The following is a 19,729-nucleotide window of genomic DNA, read 5'->3' as shown; positions in this document are numbered from 1 at the left end:
GAGGAGGAGTACCAGCGTGACGACACTTTCCGACCTGCTGGCCGAGAACACCGGCCTGTCCGGCGAGGCGGCGGACCACCTGCAGGCCGTGGTGGCCGAGTGGCAGCTGCTCGCCGACCTGTCCTTCGCCGACTTCCTGCTGTGGGTGCCGGTGTCGCCGGAGCACAACGAGCAGGGCGGCGACTTCGTGTGCGTCGCGCAGGCCCGCCCCACCACGGCGCCCACCGCGCACCCCGAGGACGTGGTCGGGACGCGGTTCACGGTGGAGGACCACCCGCAGCTCGCGCGGGCGATCCGGGAGGTCCGGATCTGCCGCGAGGAGGACCCGCACTGGTACCGCGACCTGCCGATGCGCCGCGAGGCGATCCCCGTGACGTTCGGTTCGAACGTGATCGCGGTGCTGTCCCGTGAGACGAACCTGGCCGCGCCGCGCGTGCCGAGCCCGCTCGAGGTGGCCTACCTCGGTAGTGCGGGCGACCTGTGCCAGATGATCGTGGACGGCACGTTCCCGCACGTGGACAGCCAGACGGACGTGCACACGAGTCCGCGGGTGGGGGACGGGCTGATCCGCCTGGACGCGGCCGGGAACGTGGTGTTCGCGAGCCCCAACGGCCTGTCGGCCTACCACCGGATGGGGCACGAGTCGGACCTGGTGGGGACGCGGCTGGCGCCGTTGACGCGGTCGCTGATCCGGGACCCGTTCGACGCGACGGAGGTCGCCCACCGGATCCTGGACGCCCTGGACGGGAAGCCGGGCAGCCGCACGGAGGCCGAGTCGCGGCGGGGTGCGGTCGTGTTGTTCCGGGCGTTGCCGCTGCGGCCACACGGGCAGCCGGCGGGGGCGCTGGTGCTGTGCCGGGACGTGACCGAGGTGAAGCGGCGGGACCGGGCGTTGCTGTCGAAGGACGCGACGATCCGGGAGATCCACCACCGGGTCAAGAACAACCTGCAGACGGTGGCCGCGTTGCTGCGTCTGCAGTCACGGCGCACCTCCAACGCCGAGGCGAGGCAGGCGCTGACGGAGTCCGTCCGGCGGGTCGCGTCGATCGCGATGGTGGACGAGGCGCTGTCGGTGTCGGTCGACGAGCGGGTCGACCTGGACAAGCTGCTGGACAACGTGCTGCCGATGGTCGGCGAGGTCGCGACCGCGGAGTCGCGGGTGAGCATCAGCCGGTCCGGCTCGTTCGGGGTGGTGGTCGCCGAGATCGCGACGCCGCTGGTGATGGTGCTGGCGGAGCTGGTGCAGAACGCGGTGGAGCACGCTTTCCCGGACGGGCGGCCGGGCAAGGTGGAGATCGTGGTGAGCCGCTCGGCGCGCTGGCTGGACGTCCTGATCCGCGACAACGGCCGGGGGTTGCCGTCCGGGTTCTCTCTGGAGCGGGCTGACGGGCTCGGGCTGCAGATCGTGCGCACCCTGGTGGAGTCGGAGCTGCGGGGTTCGCTGTCGTTGCGAAAGCTCCGCGACGGCGCGGCGCGCGGCACGGAGGCCGCGTTGAGGCTGCCTCTGGGGCGGCGGCCGTAGTTTCTTGGGGCCTGCTTCGGGTGGGCGGGTTGTATTCGCATGGGTGGGTCGGCGCGAGGTGACCACTGGCACCTGTTTGAGGTGGCCAGTCGTGGCTGCGTGAGGTGGCCGATCGTGCCCGCGTGAGGTGACCAGTCGCCCTGGGTGTGCGAGGTGGCCGGTGGTTTTGCGCGTGAGTGGGCCAGTCGCGCCCGGGTGAGGTGGCCGCTGGGTGACTGCGTGAGGTGACCCCGCTGGCGCTCGCGTGAGGTGACTGCTGGTGACTGCGTGAGGTGAGCGGTCCTGCGTGCGTGGGTGGGCCAATCGTCCCTGCGCGGATGGCCGGTCGTGCTCGCGTGAGTGGGCCAGTCGCGCCCGCGCGAGGTGACCGCTGGTGACTGCGTGAGGTGACCGCTGGCGCTCGCGTGAGGTGACCGCTGGTGACTGCGTGAGGTGGCCGGTCGTGCGGCCCGCGGTGAGTGGGCCAGTCGTGCTTGCGTGGGGTGACCACCGGTGCGTGCGTGAGATGGCCGGTCGTGTGCCCGCACGAGTGGGTCAGTCGCGCCGCGCAAGGTGGCCAACCGTGCCCGCGCGGGTGGGCCAGCGGTGCTTGGAAGGTGCGAGAGGGCCAACGGTGCCGAGGCGAGAGGGCCAATGGTGCCGAGGCGAGAGGGCCAGAGGCGAGAGGGCTAACAGTGCCGAGGCGAGAGGGCCAAGGGTGCCTGGGTGAGAGGGCCAATGGTGCCCTTGTGGGTGGGCGTCTCACGCGGGTGGGAGGCGCCCAGGTAGGGCGGCGGCCGGTGCAGGTGATGAAACGGAGCAGTTGCCAGGCAGGAGCGGCAACTGGAGCTGGCCCGAGCAGGAGCGGATGCCGGACGGAAGCAGCAGCCAGCGCCGGGCGGGCAGGAGCCGGGGCTGGGGCCGAAGCGGAACGTCACCGGGCATCCTGGGGCAGTGAGGCACGGGTGCCGTGGAGGCACCGTGTGGCAGCCGCGCAGGCGAGAGCGGCCGAAACCCAAAAACCCTGCTCAGGACGTTCAAAGGCCCGGCACCCGCGGGAGGTGGGGGCCGGGCCTTCGAACGTTAAGTGGGGGCGTGTGAGCCCCTGCGTCAGGTCCCGCGTACTCTCGTAAGAGACGCGTTAAGCGACGCCGCAGCGCGTGGAGAGGTCAGGCGGTGCGCATGCCGATGTGAGCACGACGGCGCTTCAGGGCACGGCGCTCGTCTTCGCTCATCCCGCCCCAGACACCGGAGTCCTGGCCGCTGGCCAGGGCCCAGGCCAGGCACTCGGACGCTGCCGGGCAGCGGTGGCATACGGCTTTCGCCTCGGCGATCTGCAGCAGCGCGGGACCGCTGTTCCCGACAGGGAAGAACAGCTCCGGGTCCTCGTCGCGGCAGGCAGCGTCGTGGCGCCAGTCCATTTCTGTGAGCTCCTTCTCGGGGCGCAGAGCGTGCTGCGCCACAGGTCGTCATGGCGGATCGTTTCTTGGGGTGCTTGTGAATGCTTTCACGAAGCACCGCTTTCGACAAGTGTTTTCGCAACATCGGTGAGTCAGCTCACCTGGTCAGGCGACCCCGCTGACCTGCGGTTTCTCTCCGAAACGGCCTTCGCGGGGGAAGGACGATGCGGTGAGTGGACCGTGTGCGTCGACGAACGGCAAGTTGCAGATCGCCGGACCGATCACTCACGCCAGCACGGTCAGCACGTCGGGCACGCTCGTGAAGTCCACCTGCGTCCGACGGCCGATCAGGTCGCCGTCGACCTGGAAGTTTACCGGCTCCTCGGCCGTCACGCTGAGTTTCGCCAGGTCGTCGTACTTCACGAGCGCCTTGCCGCGGTGCTCGGCCTCCGTCCGCAGCGCCTGGCGGACGTGCCGGAACACCAGCGGCAGCGACAGCTTGCGCAGCGCGAACAGCCCGAGACCCCGCTCGAAGGAGCTGCCGGTGTTGAGGTGGACGGGTCGCTCACCGAGGTAGCTCCACGGATCCGTGTTCGACACGAACGCCATCCGCACCTCGGCCGGCTCCTCGCCCGGTACGTGCACGGTTAGCGGCAACCGGGGCGAGCGCGGGCGGAAGTAACACGTCACCGCCGCCCGCATGTACAGCAGCGCGTTCGTCTGCTTCCCGCGCCGGTCGGCGACCGTGGCGACCACATCGGCGTCCCAGCCGAGGCCCGCGTTGAAGGTGAACCACCGCCCGTCCGCCAGTCCCAGCCCGACGCGGCGGCTGCGGCCCGACTCGATGGCCGACAGCAGCTGGTGCGTGGCCTCCACGGGGTCCCGGGAAATGCCGAGGGCGCGCGCGAACACGTTGGCCGACCCGCCGGGCACGACGCCGAGCGCGGGCAGCTGCGTGGCAGGCCCGTCGGCGAGCAGGCCGTTGACGACCTCGTTCACCGTGCCGTCACCGCCGTGGGCGACCACCAGGTCGACCCCGTCCCGTGCGGCGTCCCTGGCCACCGCCAGCGCGTGGCCGCGGTAGTCGGTCTCCACGACCTCCAGCTTCACCTGGCTGGCCAACGCGTGCGCGAGCACGTCCCGCCCGCCGGCCGTCGTGGACGTGGCCTGCGGGTTGACCACCAGAATCGCGCGCATATCCGCAGGGTAGGCCAATCGGGCGCATCCCAAGCGTCAGCGCGAACCTCATCACTGCGAAAAGACTGCCGGTTGACCTCCCGTCGTTCGGCACGGTCCGTTCGTCGTGACAAGTGCACCCCGGGCGTCCGCCGGCTCATCGACGACACCCAGATCTTGACGCGGATGGCCGCGGTTCGAAAACGGCCGACCGGGTGGCTTAGTATCGATGGCGTTCACACACGGTCACCCGTGCCGCTCAGCCGCTGGTGGAAGGCCCTTCGCGATGGCGCTCGCCGACAAGATTTCACCCGCTCCGCGCGAGGTCAGGGTGGCCGGCGCGCTGACCGTCCTGCCGGGGATCGGCCTGCTGGTGTTCGGCGCCCTGCTGTTCGCCTCGCCCGGTGACTCCATGCCGCTGACCAGCGTGCTCGCCGAGGGCGCCTTCTACGTGCTGTTCGGGCTCGCCGTCGTCGGCTGCGCGATCGGACTGCTGTTCGGCCACACCTGGGCCCGCTCGCCGGGGCTGGTGATGGCGCTCATCACCGCCGGCGTCGGCTGGTACATGGCTGGGCCGTCCGGGCGGCCCGGGTTCGGGGTGCCGATCATCGTCCTCGGGGTGGCGATCATCGTGCTGCTGTTCCGCCAGCCCGCGCGGGCGTGGGCGCTCGGGCAGCACGAGGACGAGACCGAGGAGGAGGCCGCCGAGCGCGGCGGGATGGCCGGCCGCCGCCGGGAGCGCGGTGAGGAGGACTAGGCGAGCTTCGCGAGCTTGTCCAGTGCGGTGTCGGTGAGGCGGTAGACGGTCCACTCGTCCATGGGCGTCGCGCCGAGGGACTTGTAGAAGCCGGTCGCCGGATTCCAGTCCAGCACCGACCACTCCAGCCGCGCGAAGCCGCGGTCGACGCACTCCTTCGCGAGCGTCGCCAGCAGCGCCTTGCCCAGCCCGGACCCGCGCAGCTCGGACTTGACGAACAGGTCCTCCAAGTAGATGCCGTGCACTCCGCGCCAGGTGGAGAAGTTCAGGAACCACAGCGCGAACCCGACGATCTCGCCGTCCTGCTCGGCGACGTGCCCGAAGACGGCCGGGCTGTCGCCGAACAGCGCCACCCGCAGGCGGTCCGCCGTCAGGTGGCAGTCCTGCGGCGCCTTCTCGTAGGCGGCCAGTTCGTGCACCAGCTGCGCAACTTCGTCCACATCGGACTCGCGGATACGGCGGATGCGGCTGTCGGGCATGGGGACTCCCAGGATTCGGCGGGTGAGCTGCACCCGATCCTGCCAGACTCAGACCCCGCCCCAGACCCGCTGCGCCACCGAAACCGTCAGGTCCAGCTTCCGGCGCTGATCATCCCAAGTCAGCGGGTTTCCCTGCACCTCCGATGCGAACCCGCACTGCGGGCTGACCGCCATATCCGCCAGCGGGACGATCCGCGCGGCCTCGTCCACCCGCCGCGCGAGCTCGTCGGGATCCTCCAGCTCACCGGTCTTCGTCGTGACCAGGCCCAGCACGACCCGCACCCCGTCCGGCACGTGCTGCAGCGGCTCGAAGGTGCCCGCACGTTCGGTGTCGTACTCCAGCAGCCAGTGGTTCACCGGGATGCCGCCGAACATTTCCGCCGCGATGTCGTCGTAGAAGCCCTCGTTGAACCACTGGCCGCGGTAGTTGCCGCGGCAGATGTGCATGCCCACGGCGACGCCGCGGTCGCGCAGCAGCCGGACGACGGCCGTGTCGGCTTCGATGCAACGTCGCAGCAGGTCCCGCGCGTCGATGCCCTCCGACGCGAAGAGCCCGAGGATGCGTGGATTGGCGAAGGCGATGAAGCACGGCGCGTCGATCTGGACGTGCCGGACGCCGTCCTCGGCGAGCGCCGCGGCCTCCTGCAGCAGGACGGCCGCCAGGTCGTCGACGATGTCGGCGCGGCTGGGGTAGTGCGGGCCGCTGACCCGCGGGTCCCAGTTGGCGACCACGAAGTTCGTGACCTCCGGGATGGTGACCTTGAACGGGCCGGGCGCGTGCGCGGCGAGGAAGGCGGCCTCGCGGTCGGTGAACCGTTCGCGGTAGGCGAGCTTGCCCCCGATGAGCCGGAGGATGTCGCTGTCCTCCTCGACGTGGTCGCCGGACTGCCATTCCAGCGACGGCGCCTGCGCGGCGAAACCGTCCACGTGCTCGGTGAGCCTGCTCATGAAATCCGTTCGCAGGTACTCGCCGTCGGTGTAGACGCCGATGCCGCTGTCCTGCTGCACCGACAGCGCTACCAGGATCGACTCCTGCTCGACACGCCGCAGCCCGGCGTCGTCAAGCCGGCCCGCGGCGTGATCGGCGCGTGCCTTCAGCAGAAGCGGGGGACGGAGGAGGCTGCCGACGTGGGTCGCCCGGGCGAAGGAGTTCACGGCTCGACGCTAAGCGAGGCGGATGACGCCGGGTTGGCCTCGTTGACCTCGATTCAAGCGAGCTGACCGCGGTGCGGTGCGGGATCGCTACGGTCAGGACGGCGGGATGTTCAGGTGCTCGATCTTCGGCTCGCCGCGCTCGTCGCCGAGGACCGTCACCCCGGCCGGGTCCAGTCCGAAGTGGACGCCCGCGGTGGCGGGCAGCCCGATCCAGCGGGCGATCAGCACCCGGCTGAAGTGGCCGTGGCCGACCAGGATCACCTCGGTGTCGGCCAGCGCCGCGCGCACCCGCTCCAGCAGGGCGTCCGCGCGGGCGGTCACCTGCTCGACGGTCTCGCCGCCGGGCATCTCGTGTGTCCAGACGGTCCAGCCGGGCACGGTCTTGCGGATCTCCGGCGTGGTGACGCCCTCATAGTCGCCGTAGTCCCACTCCGCGAGGTCTTCCGTCTGCTCGTCGATCCGCAGCCCGGCCAGCTCGGCCGTGCGCACCGCGCGCTGCCGCGGGCTGGTCAGCACCAGCGCGGGGCCCTTGCGGAGCGTCTGCAGGGTCAGGCCGGCGGCGCGCGCCTGGTTCTCCCCGGCGGGAGTCAGCGGGATGTCGGTGCGGCCGGTGTGCTTGCCGTTCACCGACCACTCGGTCTGACCGTGGCGGAAGAGGAAGAGCTCGTGGTCCACGTTTGCGAATATAGCCACCGGTCTGCTTTGCTACCGGTCGGTAACATAGGAGGCGCCGGTGGTTTCGACCTACTCGCTGTGGCAGCGGCTGAGCGCGCTGCCCGGCGGCAAACGACTGTTCTCGACCGCGATTTGCCTGCGTGTGCCCTATTTCGGCTCGGTGCTGCCGACCGTGGAGGAGCTGCGTCCCGGCTACTGCGCGGTGCGCGCGCCGAAGTGGTGGGGTGTTCACAACCACATCGGCACATTTCACGCGATCGCGGCGTGCAACCTCGCGGAGATCGCGATGGGGATGCTCGCCGAGTCGACCCTGCCCGCCACGCACCGGTGGCTGCCCAAGGGCATGACGGTGCGGTACGTGGCGAAGGCGGAGACGAGCCTGCGGGCGGTCGCCGAGCTGCCGGAGATCCCGGCGTTCGGCGGCGAGGGCGTGGAACTGCCGGTGCCCGTCGTGATTTCCGACCGGGCGGGCAAGCCCGTCGTCACCGCCACCATCACGATCTGGGTGACGCCGAAGCGTCAGTAGTCGCGCAGGCGGACCGTCGTGGTTTGGGCGTAGGAGTTCGTCCCGGACGCGGCGGGCAGGCCGAGGCGGCGGTCGACCACCCGGCCCAGCGGGCCGCAGTTCTCCGTGGCGGGCACGGCCAGTTCGTGGTCGTAGGTGGCGAACTTCAGCGTCAGCGGATCGGTCGAGACGACCTCGGTCGGCCCGTCGGCCTGCAGGACGGAGTGGATGACGCCGGTCGCGCAGTCTCGCGGCAGGTAGGGCCCGTCGAACTCGGCGACGAGGTCGATCTCGCCCTTGCGCTCGTCGTTGGACTGGAAGTCGGAGTGGCCGCCGTACCCGAACCGCACGGTGGCGCGGGGGAGCCCGGGCACCGCGACCGGTTCGGATCTCAGTGCGCCGAACACCTGCGCGTACTCGCCGTTCAGCTGCCCCTCGGCGAAGGTCAGGCGCATCGGTCCGAGCGGGAGGTCCCGGACGTCGCCGAAGGACATGGTGGCGGTCGAGTCGAGCACCTCGCAGCGCCACTGGCCCGGGTCCGCGCCGGCGGGCAGGGCGGGGCAGTCGGCGAACGTGCCGTCCGCGGCGCGGGCGGGGAGAGCGCTGGTGACCGTCAGGGCGAGTGCGGCGACGGCGGCCGCTGCGAGTGCGATCTTCATGATCCAAATCCTGTCCCACCTGCGCAAACGGCACCATCGGGGAAAGCCCGGAGCCGACCCTGGCATCGCGCCACTAGGGATTAACACCGTTTACAAAGCAAGGTCGATCCGAATATGGTTCGCGTTATGTCCCTCTCTCGACGCCGGTTCCTCGGCCTGACCGCGCTCAGCTCCGCCGCCACGCTCGGGCTGACCACGATCTCGACCCGGACCTCCGCCTCGGCGGCCACCGACTACTCGCCGGCCGTCGTCGTCGGCACCGGCTACGGCGCCGCCGTCACGGCGCTGCGCCTCGGGGCGGCCGGCGTCCCGACGCTGATGCTCGAAATGGGCCAGCTGTGGAACACACCGGGCGAGGACGGCAAGATCTTCTCGGACATGCTCAGCCCGGACCGCCGGTCGTCGTGGTTCAAGAACCGCACGGAGGCGCCGCTGGCCTCGTTCCTGTGGCTCGACCTGGCCAACCGGAACATCGACCCGTACGCGGGCGTGCTGGACCGCGTGCACTTCGGCGACATGTCGGTCTACGTCGGCCGCGGTGTCGGCGGCGGCTCGCTGGTCAACGGCGCCATGGCGGTGACCCCGAAGCGCTGGTACTTCGAGGAAATCCTGCCCGAGGTCGACGCCGACGAGATGTACGGCACGTACTACCCGCTCGCGAACTCCATGCTGGGCGTGAACAACATCGACCCGGACTGGTTCGAGACCTGCGACTCCTACCAGTTCGCGCGCGTCTCGCGGAAGCACGCGCAGAAGACCGGGCTCAAGACCACGTTCGTGCCCAGCGTCTACGACTTCGACTACATGCGCCGGGAAGAGGCCGGCGAGGTGCCGAGGTCCGCGCTGGCCTCGGAGGTCATCTACGGCAACAACCACGGCAAGCGCTCGCTGGACAAGAGCTACCTGGCGGCCGCGCTGGGCACCGGCAACGTCACCATCCAGACGCTCACCGAGGTCCGCGACATCGCCCAGCAGCAGGACGGCACGTACACGCTGACAGTGCGGCAGATTGACGCCGAGGGCAACGTGCTCGGCGTGCGCCAGCTGGGGACGAAGTACTTGTTCCTCGGCGCCGGCAGCCTCGGCTCGACCGAGCTGCTGGTGCGGGCGCGCGACACCGGCAAGCTGCCCGACCTCGGCGAGGACGTCGGCCAGGGCTGGGGCACCAACGGCAACGTCATGCTGGGCCGGGCCAACCACGTGTGGGACCCGGTCGGCCCGGTCGAGTCGGGCATGCCCGCGCTCGGCATCGACGCGTGGGAGGACCCGGTCAACCCGGTGTTCGCCGAGATCGCGCCGGTGCCCGCCGGGCTGGAGACGTGGGCGAGCCTGTACCTGGCGATCACGAAGAACCCCGAGCGCGGGTGGTTCAAGTACGACCCGGGCGCCGACAAGGCGGTCCTGCAGTGGGACGTCGCGCAGGGCCAGCCGTCGATCGACGCGGCGAAGAGCCTGTTCGACCGCATCAACTCGGCGAACGGGACGATCTACCGCTACGACCTGTTCGGCGACACCCGGGCGTTCGAGAACCGGTTCACCTACCACCCGCTGGGCGGTCTGGTGCTGGGCAAGGCGACCGACCTGTACGGGCGCGTGAAGGGCTACCGCAACCTCTACGTCACCGACGGCTCGCTCATCCCGGGCAGCACGGGCGTGAACCCGTTCGTCACGATCACCGCGCTGGCGGAGCGCAACATCGCCCGCGTGCTGGCGGAGGACTTCTAGCCCGTATCAGCCGACGGGCGAACGAGACGTCCGGAATCCGCCAGCGCGCTCGCGGCCGGTCGGCCGAGAATCCGGTCGTGATCGTGCGAGCGCGGGGAATCCGCATCCGGCACCGCGGGTGTGAACCGCAGGTCCACCCCACCGCCTACATCGCCCCGACGGCCACACTCGTCGGCGATGTCCGCGTGGGGCCGAGGGCGCGGGTCATGTACGGCGCGGTGCTCGATGCCGAGGGGTCTCGGATCGAGGTCGGGGAGGCGGCGGTGATTTGCGAGAACGCGGTGTTGCGCGGGTCCGCGGTCGCCGGCGACCAGCCGGTGCTTCTCGACGACCACGTCTTCGTGGGACCACATGCCACGCTGCTGGGCTGCGAGGCCGGCCGGTGCGTCTACGTGGCGACCGCGGCGACGGTCCTGCAGCGCGCACGGCTGGGGGCCGGCTCGGTCGTCGCTGTCGGCGCGCTCGTCCACGCGCGCACCGTTCTGCCGGACGAGTACTTCGTGCCGCCGCACACCGTGGCGCTCGACGCGCCGGTGCGGCTGCTGGCCCCTGGGGATCCGGGCCTGGCCGAGGCTGTCCGGCGGGTGGGCTTCGCGCAGGCGGCGTTCGGCGTCGACGCGGAGTGGACCGACCGGATCAGCCGGTACGAGCGCATCGCGGAGGTACGCGTCGCCGAGTTCGGCGCGCACGCGGACGATGAGGGTGTGAACGTCGCCGGTTGAGGCTCTAGCCCGCGCGGAGTTTCTCGTAGTGGGCGACGCAGTCGGCGTAGACCGGCAGCAGCCCGGCGGCGGCGGCCTCGGCGAGAGCCGGGGCCGCTTCGTCCTTTTCGGACAGGATCGGCGTGACGTCCGACGGCCAGGGGAGTTTCAGCTCGGGGTCGAGCGGGGTGATCCCGTGTTCGCCCGCCGGGTTGTACCCGGTCGAACAGAGGTAGGCCATCACGGTGTCGTCCTCCAGCGCGACGAACGCGTGCCCGAGGCCTTCCGCGATGTAGACCGCGCGGTAGTCCACCGAATCGAGCCGCACGGCGTCCCAGGTGCCGAACGTGGGCGAGCCGACCCGCAGGTCCACCACGACGTCGAGCAGCGCGCCACGCGGGCAGTAGACGTACTTCGCCTGTCCGGGCGGCGTGTCGGCGAAATGCACTCCCCGGATCGTCCCCCGCCGGGACACGCTGTGGTTCGTCTGCGCCACGTGCAGCGGGTGCCCGATCGCCTCGACGAGCGCCGCCTCCTGGAACGGCGCGACGAAAAGGCCGCGGTGGTCCGGGAACGAACGCGGCGTGAACTCGTAGGCGTCGGGAACGGCGAGCTGGCGGACCTCCATACCGCAACCCTAGCGGGGCACTCCCAAGCCGGACGGACGTCTTGCTAGAACCCCGTTGACCTCCCCTTTTTGTGACATCAACCGCACCTCGGCATCACAACCGGTGCGGAGCCTGCAACACTGGGGGGACCGCCGCGTCCGCGGCCGTCGCCTCACCAAGGGCTCCGCACGGCCGAGACGGACGCCGAGCCGGCTGCCGGCGCCACCGCGCCCGGGCTACCGAGCTGCGAGATCAACCACGCCACTGGGGGATGGGGCAGTGTCCCCGCACACGGTCCCGGGAGGGATTCATTTCCATGACCTACGCTCAGACCTCTGATACGAGGGCAGGGACATCGATGAACGACGAGGTCAGCAAGAGCACGGCGGCCGAGGCAGTGCCGCCGACGGGTACCGACTACTCGCCGGTGACCGACGACGAGATCTTCCGCGGTCACGAGGGCGGCAAGCTCTCGGTGGCGGCCACGCGCCCGATCTCGCAGCCACGCGACCTCTCCATCGCCTACACGCCGGGGGTGGCCAAGGCGAGCCGCGCCATCGCCGAGAACGCCGAGCTGGCCCAGCGCTACACGTGGGCGCACCGGCTGGTGGTCGTCGTCAGCGACGGCACCGCGGTGCTGGGGCTGGGCGACATCGGCGCGAGCGCGTCGCTGCCCGTCATGGAGGGCAAGTCGGTGCTCTTCAAGACCTTCGGCGGCCTGGACTCGATCCCGCTGGTGCTGGACACCAAGGACGTCGACGAGATCGTCGAGACGCTGGTGCGGCTGCGCCCGTCCTACGGCGCCGTCAACCTGGAGGACATCTCCGCGCCGCGCTGCTTCGAGCTGGAGGACAAGCTCAAGGAGGCGCTGGACTGCCCGGTCATGCACGACGACCAGCACGGCACGGCGATCGTGACGCTGGCCGCGCTGCGTGGCGCGAACCTGGTGCTCGACCGGGACATCAAGCAGCAGCGGGTGGTCGTCTCCGGCGCCGGCGCCGCGGGTGTCGCGTGCGCGAAGATCCTGCAGGAGGCCGGTGTCGCCGACGTCACGGTGCTGGACTCGCGCGGCATCATCCACTCCGGCCGGGACGGGCTGAACCCGGTCAAGGAGAAGCTGGCCCAGACCACCAACAAAGCCGGTCTGCGCGGCGGCCTGGCCGAGGCGCTGCGCGGCGCGGACGTGTACCTGGGGCTGTCCGGGTCCACGATCGAGCCGGAGCTGCTGGCCGGCATGGCCGATGACCCGATCGTGTTCGCGTTGTCCAACCCGGACCCGGAGGTCCACCCGCACGAGGCCGCCAAGTACGCGGCGATCGTGGCGACCGGGCGCAGCGACTTCCCGAACCAGATCAACAACGTGCTCGCCTTCCCCGGCGTGTTCCGGGGCGCGCTGGACGCCGGCGCGCGGGCGATCACCGAGAACATGAAGCTGGCGGCCGCCGAGGCGATCGTCGCCGTCGCGCAGGACGACCTGGGGCCGGACCGCATCGTGCCGAGCCCGCTCGACCCGCGCGTCGCCCCCGAGGTCGCCGCGGCCGTGGCGAAGGCGGCGATCGAGGACGGCGTCACCGGCTAAGCTGGACCTTCCCGGAGGCGCTGGGCGCGTCTCCGGGAAGGCTTTTCGCTGGGAGGGCGTGTTGATCGAGTTCGACGGCGTGACCAAGCGCTACCCGGACGGCACGCTCGCCGTCGACGACCTGAGCCTGACGGTCGAGGACGGCACCATCACGGTGTTCGTCGGGCCGTCTGGCTGCGGGAAGACGACGTCGCTGCGGATGATCAACCGCATGGTCGAGCCGACCTCGGGACGGGTGCTGCTCGACGGGAAGGACATCCGCGAGCAGGATCCGCCGGTGCTGCGGCGCGGCATCGGGTACGTGATCCAGAACGCCGGGTTGTTCCCGCACCGGACGGTGCTGGACAACGTCGCGACCGTGCCCGTGTTGTCCGGGTGGGGCAAGCGGAAGGCGCGCGACCGCGCGGCCGAGCTGCTGGAGATCGTCGGTCTGCCCGCGGAACTGGGGAAGCGTTATCCGGCGCAGCTTTCCGGCGGTCAGCGCCAGCGGGTGGGGGTCGCCAGGGCGCTGGCCGCGGACGCGCCGGTGCTGCTGATGGACGAGCCGTTCTCGGCCGTCGACCCGATCGTGCGCGAGGGCCTGCAGGACGAGTTGCTGCGGTTGCAGTCGCAGCTGGGCAAGACGATCGTGTTCGTCACACACGACATCGACGAGGCCGTGCGGCTGGGCGACAAGGTGGCCGTGATGCGCGTCGGCGGGCGGCTCGCGCAGTACGGCACGCCGGCCGACGTGCTGCGGCACCCGGTGGACGACTTCGTGGCGTCCTTCGTGGGCCGCGACCGCGGCTACCGTGGACTGTCTTTTGTGGACGCTACGGGCGTGGAAGTTCGTTCGGTGGCCACGGTTTCCTTGGGTGACAACGTCTCCGGTCCGACGGAGGAGTGGCTGCTCGCGGTGAACGACTCCGGGCAGCCGCGGGGCTGGCTGGCTCCGGGGTCCAGTGTGGACGGCGGGCTGGCCGAGTCGGACCTGGTCGCCGGCGGTTCGCTCTACCGGCGCGGCACGTCGGTGCGGGGCGCGCTGGACGCGGCGTTGTCGTCGCCGGCGGGCCTGGGGGTCGTGGTGGACGAGACGGGCAAGGCCGTGGGCGCGGTGACGGCCCGGCAGGTGCTGGACGTGATCGAGGGCGTCACGACAGCCGACTGATCCAGACCGGGCGGCTGGTCCGCCCTACTTTCGCCGGGAGCCACCCGGGTGCCAGTCCTTCCGCGGGGCGGTGACGCGGTCCTACCGTGAAAAAGTCTCACCCCTTGCGGTGCGGTGGGCGATTCCCCAGCTCATCGCGCCGGCCCTGCCAAGGAGGACTCATGTCCAAGTCCCTGCTCAGCAAGGCCAGATCAGCCGGTGTGGCGCTCGCGGCCGCTGCGGTCGCGACCGTCGGGTTCACCGCCCCGGCTTCCGCCCAGGAGGGGTCGATCGTCGGCGCGGATGCGCCCGGCGCGATCTCCGGCAGCTACATCGTGGTGTTCAAGGACTCGGCGTCACCGGTGTCTTCACTGGTCAGCGAGGTGACCGGCAAGCTCGGCGGCAACGTGCGGCAAACGTTCTCGCGTGCGCTGCACGGCTACTCGGCGACGATGAGCGAGTCGCAGGCGAAGCGGGTCGCGGCCGATCCGTCGGTGGCGTTCGTCGAGCAGAACCGGCGCGTCTCGATCACCGCCACGCAGTCAAATCCGCCGTCGTGGGGCCTGGACCGCGTCGACCAGCGCAACCTGCCGCTGAACCAGGCGTACAACTACTCGACCACCGCGTCGAACGTGCATGCCTACATCATCGACACCGGCATCAACCTGACGCACAGCGACTTCGGCGGCCGCGCGACGTCCGGCTACGACTTCGTCGACGGCGACTCGAATGCCAGCGACTGCAACGGCCACGGCACGCACGTCGCCGGAACTGTCGGTGGTTCCGCGTACGGTGTGGCCAAGGGGGTGCGGTTGACCGCCGTGCGGGTGCTCGACTGCGAGGGTTCGGGCACCTACGACCAGGTGATCGCCGGCATCGAGTGGGTCACCCAGAACGCGGTGAAGCCGGCGGTGGCGAACATGAGCCTCGGCGGCGGCGTGTCGACGGCGGTGGACAACGCGGTGAAGGCGTCGATCGCGGCGGGCGTGACGTACGCGGTCGCGGCGGGCAACAGCAACACGAACGCCTGCAGCTCGTCGCCGTCCCGCGTCCCGGCCGCGATCACCGTGGGAGCCACGACGAGCACGGACGCACGGGCGAGCTACTCGAACTACGGGAGCTGCCTGGACATCTTCGCGCCCGGCAGCAGCATCAAGTCGGACTGGATCGGCAGCACGAGCGCCACGAACACCATCAGCGGCACCTCGATGGCGACGCCCCACGTGGCCGGAGCCGCAGCGCTCTACCTGGCCACCCACACCTCGGCGACGCCCCAGCAGGTACGAGACGCACTGGTGGCAGCCGCCACCACGGGCAAGGTGACCAGCGCAGGAACGAACAGCCCCAACACCCTGCTCTACACGGGCGCATAGCGCCATCTTTGAACAAAACCCCGAGCTGGGTGGTCATCCCGTCGCCTGACACGCGACGATCACCTTGAGCCAGGGCCGCAACCTCTCTGCTCACGTGAGTTGAAATGCCAACCTTGCGGCCCTGGATCAAGGTGATATGCACAAACCGGAAGGCGACGGGATGACCGCACAGCGACCACCCACCCGAGGTGAGCTAACAACGGTCCCCTGGTCATCCCGGAGCCTGCCCGTCCGGCGAGGACTATCTTTTGATCTTTAAACCCGCGCTGTCGCGCGGAAAAGCGCCTCACGGCGCTCGAAAGGTCACCTTCCGACCACCCCCGCCCCCTCTCCCTGATTGTGTTTCAGTCGCCGAGCAGGCTTGTCAAGGCGGGAAAGCGTGCCTTGACAAGCCTGCTCGGCGACTAAAGATCGGCTGTGGATCGGGGGCGGGGGAGGTCTGGTTGGGATAGTCGCTTGCTTTGCGTTGTCGGGCGGCGGTTTTGTTGCAAAGAAAAAAAGCGCCCTCCCTGTTTTCGGGAGGGCGCCTTTTCTTTTTGCTAAATCAGCTGAAGGCCTTGGCGATCAGCGCCTTCTGCTCCACCTCGTGCACCTTCGACGAGCCGGCCGACGGGGCGGCCATCGGGCGCCGCGAGACCACGTCCAGCTTGCCGAGCACGTCCGGGAACATGCGCGGCAGGTGGAGGCCGAAGAACGGCCACGCGCCCTGGTTCTCGGGCTCCTCCTGGACCCACACGACCTCGGCGCCGGTGTAGCGCTCCAGCGCCGCCAGCAGCTTCTTCTTCGGCAGCGGGTAGTACTGCTCGATGCGCACGATGGCGACATCGTCAGCCTCGCGCTTGGCGCGCTCCGCCACCAGCTCCCAGTAGAGCTTGCCGGAGGTCAGCAGCACCTTCCGCACCTTGCCGGGCTCCACCTCGGCGTCGTCGATGACCGACATGAACTTCGAGTCGCCGGTGAAGTCCTCCAGGCCCGACGTCGCCGCCTTGTTGCGCAGCATCGACTTCGGCGTGAAGACGATCAGCGGGCGCTGGATGCCGTCCAGCGCGTGGCGCCGCAGCAGGTGGAAGTAGTTCGCCGGGGTGGACGGGACCGCCACGGTCATCGAACCCTCGGCGCACAGCGACAGGAACCGCTCGATGCGGCCCGACGTGTGGTCCGGGCCCTGGCCCTCGTGGCCGTGCGGCAGCAGCAGCACGACGTCCGACCGCTGGCCCCACTTCGCCTCACCGGACGAGATGTACTCGTCGATGACCGTCTGGGCGCCGTTGACGAAGTCACCGAACTGCGCTTCCCACAGCACGAGCGCGTCGCTGTTCGCCACCGAGTAGCCGTACTCGAAACCGACCGCCGCGTACTCGGACAGGGCCGAGTCGTAGATCATCACGCGGCCCTGGTCGTCGGCCAGGTTCTGCAGCGGCGCGTACTCCCGGCCGGTCTTGCGGTCGATCAGCACCGAGTGGCGCTGGGTGAACGTGCCTCGGCGGGAGTCCTGACCGGACAGCCGCACCAGACGACCCTCGATCGCCAGCGAACCGAACGCCAGCAGCTCGCCGAAGGCCCAGTCGATGCCGCCCTCGCGGGACATCTTGTACCGCCGCTCCATGACCGGCTTGACGCGCGGGTGCGGGGTGAAGCCCTCGGGGACGTTGACGAACGCGTCGCCGATCCGCTCGATGACCTCGGCGGGCACCGCGGTCGGCACCTTCGCGGGCACCTGCTGCTCCTCCTCGACGGAGGGGCTCGGCGCGATCGGGTGCTTCTCCAGCTCGCGGACCTCGTTGAAGACGTGCTCCAGCTGGCTCGAGAAGTCCCGCAGTGCGGCCTCGGCCTCCTCGACGGAGATGTCACCGCGGCCGATCAGCGACTCGGTGTAGGTCTTCCGCACCGAGCGCTTCGTGTCGATGATGTCGTACATCGCCGGCTGCGTCATCGACGGGTCGTCGCCCTCGTTGTGGCCGCGGCGGCGGTAGCAGATCATGTCGATGACGACGTCCTTGTTGAACGCCTGGCGGTAGTCGACGGCCAGCTTGGCCACCCAGTGCGCCGCCTCCGGGTCGTCACCGTTCACGTGGAAGATCGGCGCGCCGATCATCTTCGCCACGTCGGTCGCGTACTGCGAGGACCGCGAGTGCTCCGGCGCGGTGGTGAAGCCGACCTGGTTGTTGATGATGATGTGCACGGTGCCGCCGGTGCGGTAGCCGCGCAGCAGCGCCAGGTTCAGCGTCTCCGCCACGACACCCTGGCCGGCGAACGCCGCGTCACCGTGCAGCAGCACGGGCAGCACCGAGAAGCCACCGGTGTCGCTGTCGCCCTTGTCGAGGATGTCCTGCTTGGCGCGGACGATGCCTTCGAGCACCGGGTCGACGGTCTCCAGGTGCGACGGGTTCGCGGTCAGCGACACCCGGGTCTCGCCGTCGCCGAACATGCGGAAGTACTTGCCCTCCGCGCCCAGGTGGTACTTCACGTCGCCGGAGCCGTGCGCCTGGCCCGGGTCGAGGTTGCCCTCGAACTCCTGGAAGATCTGCGAGATCGGCTTGCCGACGATGTTGGCCAGGACGTTCAGGCGGCCGCGGTGCGGCATGCCGATGACGACCTCGTCGAGCTCGTGCTCGGCGGCCTTGTCCAGGACGGTGTCCAGCATCGGGATGACGGTCTCGCCGCCCTCCAGCGAGAACCGCTTCTGGCCGACGTACTTCGTCTGCAGGAACGTCTCGAACGCCTCGGCCGCGTTCAGCTTCGACAGGATGTACTTCTGGACGTTGGGGTCCGGCTTGGCGTGCGGGACCTCCACGCGGTCCTGGATCCAGCGGCGCTCCTCCGGGTCCAGGATGTGGGTGTACTCGACGCCGACGGTCCGGCAGTAGGAGTCGCGCAGCACGCCCAGCACGTCGCGCAGCTTCATCTTCTGCTGGCCGGCGAACCCGCCGACCGCGAACTCGCGGTCCAGGTCCCACAGCGTCAGGCCGTGCGAGAGGACGTCCAGGTCCTCGTGGCGGCGCTGGCGGTAGTTCAGCGGGTCGGTGTCGGCCATCAGGTGGCCGCGCATCCGGTAGGCGTCGATCAGCTCCAGCACCCGGGCGGTCTTGTCGATCTCGCCCTCGGGGATGTCGGAGACCCAGCGGACCGGCTCGTAGGGCAGCCGCAGCGACGTGAAGATGTCGTCGTAGAAGCCGTCCTCGCCGAGCAGCAGCTCGTGGATGCGCTTGAGGTACTCGCCCGACTCGGCACCCTGGATGATGCGGTGGTCGTAGGTCGAGGTCAGCGTCATGATCTTGCTGATGCCCAGCTTGACGAGGGTCTCCTCGCTGGTGCCCTCGAAGTGCGCCGGGTACTGCATCGCGCCGACGCCGATGATCGCGCCCTGCCCGGCCTGCAGCCGCGGCACCGAGTGGTTGGTGCCGATGCCGCCCGGGTTGGTCAGCGAGATGGTGGTGCCGGCGAAGTCGTCCGCGGTCAGCTTGTTGTTGCGGGCCTTCTTGACGATGTCCTCGTAGGCCTGCCAGAACTGGCGGAACGTCATGTTCTCGCAGTTCTTGATCGAGGCGACGACCAGCGTGCGGCCGCCGTCCTTGCCCTTCATGTCGATGGCGAGGCCGAGGTTCACGTGCTCCGGCGTGACGGCGTGCGGCTTGCCGTCGACCAGGGCGTAGTGCCGGTTCATGTTCGGGAAGTCCTGCAGCGCCCGCACCATGGCGTAGCCGATGAGGTGCGTGAACGAGATCTTCCCGCCGCGGGTGCGCTTGAGGTGGTTGTTGATGACGATGCGGTTGTCGGCCATCAGCTTGGCCGGGACCGCGCGCACGCTGGTGGCGGTCGGCACGGCCAGCGAGGCGTCCATGTTCTTGGCGATCGCGGCCGCGGCGCCCCGCAGCTGCTTGCTCTCCGGCTCGGCGGCGGCCGGCTTCGTCGCCGCGGCGGCCGGCTTCGCGGCCGCGGGCTTGGCGGCGGCCGGCTTCGCGGGCTGCGCGGCCGGCTTGGCGGCGGGCTTCGGCTGGGCGGGCGCGGCCGGGGCAGTCGCAGCCTGGTTGACCTGGCCGTTGCCCGGCTTGGCGGGCTGCTCACGGACGGGCGCGGGTGCGGCGTCCGGCTTCGACTCCGTGGTCTGCGTCGGCTTGAAGTCCGAGAAGAACTCGTGCCATGCGGCGTCTACTGAATTGGGGTCGGCGAGGAACTGGTCGTACATCTCCTCGACGAGCCATTCGTTGGGGCCGAACTGTGACGCAGGGCTGCTGCTGGACACGGCAGGGACTCGCCTCTATCCATATCTCGATCTTGTTGTCCGCTTGATGCGCCTACCAGGCTAACCC

At 69.9% G+C, this 19,729-nt stretch carries 15 protein-coding genes and 1 pseudogene; 8 read left to right on the top strand and 8 right to left on the bottom strand.

The window, feature by feature from the left end; all coding sequences use genetic code 11:
* The first annotated feature begins 16 nt into the window (after positions 1-16).
* On the top strand, positions 17-1,522 hold the full coding sequence (locus AMY39116_RS0325745) for a sensor histidine kinase (RefSeq protein ID WP_020420496.1): 1,506 nt from the start codon (positions 17-19) through the stop codon (positions 1,520-1,522).
* Positions 1,523-2,670: 1,148 nt separating this feature from the next.
* On the opposite strand, the gene AMY39116_RS0325740 is transcribed toward AMY39116_RS0325745, so the two are convergent.
* A complete protein-coding gene (locus AMY39116_RS0325740; RefSeq protein WP_026153466.1) occupies positions 2,671-2,922 on the bottom strand; it encodes a WhiB family transcriptional regulator in 252 nt (83 codons plus the stop codon).
* 264 nt (positions 2,923-3,186) lie between these two features.
* A complete protein-coding gene (locus AMY39116_RS0325735) occupies positions 3,187-4,098 on the bottom strand; it encodes a diacylglycerol kinase family protein (RefSeq protein ID WP_020420495.1) in 912 nt (303 codons plus the stop codon).
* Positions 4,099-4,363: 265 nt separating this feature from the next.
* Between AMY39116_RS0325735 and AMY39116_RS0325730 the strand changes: the two genes are divergently transcribed.
* On the top strand, positions 4,364-4,834 hold the full coding sequence (locus AMY39116_RS0325730) for a hypothetical protein (RefSeq protein ID WP_020420494.1): 471 nt from the start codon (positions 4,364-4,366) through the stop codon (positions 4,832-4,834).
* On the opposite strand, the gene AMY39116_RS0325725 is transcribed toward AMY39116_RS0325730, so the two are convergent.
* The 3 genes from AMY39116_RS0325725 to AMY39116_RS0325715 all read right to left on the bottom strand — a co-directional run bounded on the left by AMY39116_RS0325725 (position 4,831) and on the right by AMY39116_RS0325715 (position 7,143).
* On the bottom strand, positions 4,831-5,313 hold the full coding sequence (locus AMY39116_RS0325725; RefSeq protein WP_017984698.1) for a GNAT family N-acetyltransferase: 483 nt from the start codon (positions 5,311-5,313) through the stop codon (positions 4,831-4,833). The genes AMY39116_RS0325730 and AMY39116_RS0325725 overlap by 4 nt on opposite strands.
* 48 nt (positions 5,314-5,361) lie before the next feature.
* A complete protein-coding gene (locus AMY39116_RS0325720) occupies positions 5,362-6,468 on the bottom strand; it encodes a cobalamin-independent methionine synthase II family protein (RefSeq protein WP_020420493.1) in 1,107 nt (368 codons plus the stop codon).
* A 93-nt stretch (positions 6,469-6,561) separates the two neighbouring features.
* The gene (locus AMY39116_RS0325715; protein ID WP_020420492.1) at positions 6,562-7,143 is read right to left on the bottom strand and encodes an acid phosphatase; all 582 of its coding nucleotides are present in this window, start codon (positions 7,141-7,143) and stop codon (positions 6,562-6,564) included.
* Between the two features lie 58 nt (positions 7,144-7,201).
* On the opposite strand from AMY39116_RS0325715, the gene AMY39116_RS0325710 reads away from it, so the two are divergent.
* The gene (locus AMY39116_RS0325710; protein ID WP_020420491.1) at positions 7,202-7,669 is read left to right on the top strand and encodes a hotdog fold domain-containing protein; all 468 of its coding nucleotides are present in this window, start codon (positions 7,202-7,204) and stop codon (positions 7,667-7,669) included.
* Here AMY39116_RS0325710 and AMY39116_RS0325705 read toward each other — a convergent pair.
* Positions 7,663-8,307, bottom strand: coding sequence for a hypothetical protein (locus AMY39116_RS0325705; protein ID WP_020420490.1), 645 nt, complete (start codon positions 8,305-8,307; stop codon positions 7,663-7,665). The two genes, AMY39116_RS0325710 and AMY39116_RS0325705, sit on opposite strands and share 7 nt — an antisense overlap.
* 126 nt (positions 8,308-8,433) lie before the next feature.
* Between AMY39116_RS0325705 and AMY39116_RS0325700 the strand changes: the two genes are divergently transcribed.
* The gene (locus AMY39116_RS0325700) at positions 8,434-10,032 is read left to right on the top strand and encodes a GMC oxidoreductase (protein ID WP_020420489.1); all 1,599 of its coding nucleotides are present in this window, start codon (positions 8,434-8,436) and stop codon (positions 10,030-10,032) included.
* Between the two features lie 77 nt (positions 10,033-10,109).
* A complete protein-coding gene (locus tag AMY39116_RS0325695; RefSeq protein ID WP_020420488.1) occupies positions 10,110-10,754 on the top strand; it encodes a gamma carbonic anhydrase family protein in 645 nt (214 codons plus the stop codon).
* 4 nt (positions 10,755-10,758) lie between these two features.
* Here the strand turns inward: AMY39116_RS0325695 and AMY39116_RS0325690 are convergent, their stop codons facing one another.
* Positions 10,759-11,361 carry a dTDP-4-dehydrorhamnose 3,5-epimerase family protein gene (locus AMY39116_RS0325690; protein ID WP_020420487.1) on the bottom strand — a complete coding sequence of 201 codons (603 nt, stop codon included), beginning with the start codon at positions 11,359-11,361 and terminating at the stop codon, positions 10,759-10,761.
* A 338-nt stretch (positions 11,362-11,699) separates the two neighbouring features.
* Between AMY39116_RS0325690 and AMY39116_RS0325685 the strand changes: the two genes are divergently transcribed.
* The 3 genes and pseudogenes from AMY39116_RS0325685 to AMY39116_RS0325675 all read left to right on the top strand — a co-directional run.
* Positions 11,700-12,920: an NADP-dependent malic enzyme gene (locus tag AMY39116_RS0325685; protein ID WP_020420486.1), complete on the top strand. Its 1,221-nt coding sequence runs from the start codon at positions 11,700-11,702 to the stop codon at positions 12,918-12,920.
* A 58-nt stretch (positions 12,921-12,978) separates the two neighbouring features.
* Positions 12,979-14,067, top strand: coding sequence for an ABC transporter ATP-binding protein (locus tag AMY39116_RS0325680; protein ID WP_020420485.1), 1,089 nt, complete (start codon positions 12,979-12,981; stop codon positions 14,065-14,067).
* Between the two features lie 161 nt (positions 14,068-14,228).
* Positions 14,229-15,416 (top strand): annotated as a pseudogene (locus AMY39116_RS0325675) (S8 family peptidase); the annotation flags it as partial.
* A gap of 547 nt (positions 15,417-15,963) precedes the next feature.
* On the opposite strand, the gene AMY39116_RS0325670 reads toward AMY39116_RS0325675, so the two are convergent.
* Positions 15,964-19,662: a multifunctional oxoglutarate decarboxylase/oxoglutarate dehydrogenase thiamine pyrophosphate-binding subunit/dihydrolipoyllysine-residue succinyltransferase subunit gene (locus AMY39116_RS0325670; RefSeq protein ID WP_027936225.1), complete on the bottom strand. Its 3,699-nt coding sequence runs from the start codon at positions 19,660-19,662 to the stop codon at positions 15,964-15,966.
* Positions 19,663-19,729: the final 67 nt, after the last annotated feature.

The sequence above is a fragment of the Amycolatopsis sp. ATCC 39116 genome (genome assembly GCF_000231075.2).
Classification (GTDB): domain Bacteria; phylum Actinomycetota; class Actinomycetes; order Mycobacteriales; family Pseudonocardiaceae; genus Amycolatopsis_E; species Amycolatopsis_E tucumanensis.
Note: the sequence above shows the minus strand (reverse complement) of the source record. Positions and strands in the feature narration are given on the sequence as shown.

Excerpts from the sequence above, each read along its gene's own strand:
- AMY39116_RS0325740 (WP_026153466.1), bottom strand. The coding sequence starts at position 2,922 with ATGGACTGGCGCCACGACGCTGCCTGCCGCGACGAGGACCCGGAGCTG.
- AMY39116_RS0325735 (WP_020420495.1), bottom strand. The coding sequence starts at position 4,098 with ATGCGCGCGATTCTGGTGGTCAACCCGCAGGCCACGTCCACGACGGCC.
- AMY39116_RS0325730 (WP_020420494.1), top strand. The coding sequence starts at position 4,364 with ATGGCGCTCGCCGACAAGATTTCACCCGCTCCGCGCGAGGTCAGGGTG.
- AMY39116_RS0325725 (WP_017984698.1), bottom strand. The coding sequence starts at position 5,313 with ATGCCCGACAGCCGCATCCGCCGTATCCGCGAGTCCGATGTGGACGAA.
- AMY39116_RS0325705 (WP_020420490.1), bottom strand. The coding sequence starts at position 8,307 with ATGAAGATCGCACTCGCAGCGGCCGCCGTCGCCGCACTCGCCCTGACG.
- AMY39116_RS0325700 (WP_020420489.1), top strand. The coding sequence starts at position 8,434 with ATGTCCCTCTCTCGACGCCGGTTCCTCGGCCTGACCGCGCTCAGCTCC.
- AMY39116_RS0325690 (WP_020420487.1), bottom strand. The coding sequence starts at position 11,361 with ATGGAGGTCCGCCAGCTCGCCGTTCCCGACGCCTACGAGTTCACGCCG.
- AMY39116_RS0325685 (WP_020420486.1), top strand. The coding sequence starts at position 11,700 with ATGAACGACGAGGTCAGCAAGAGCACGGCGGCCGAGGCAGTGCCGCCG.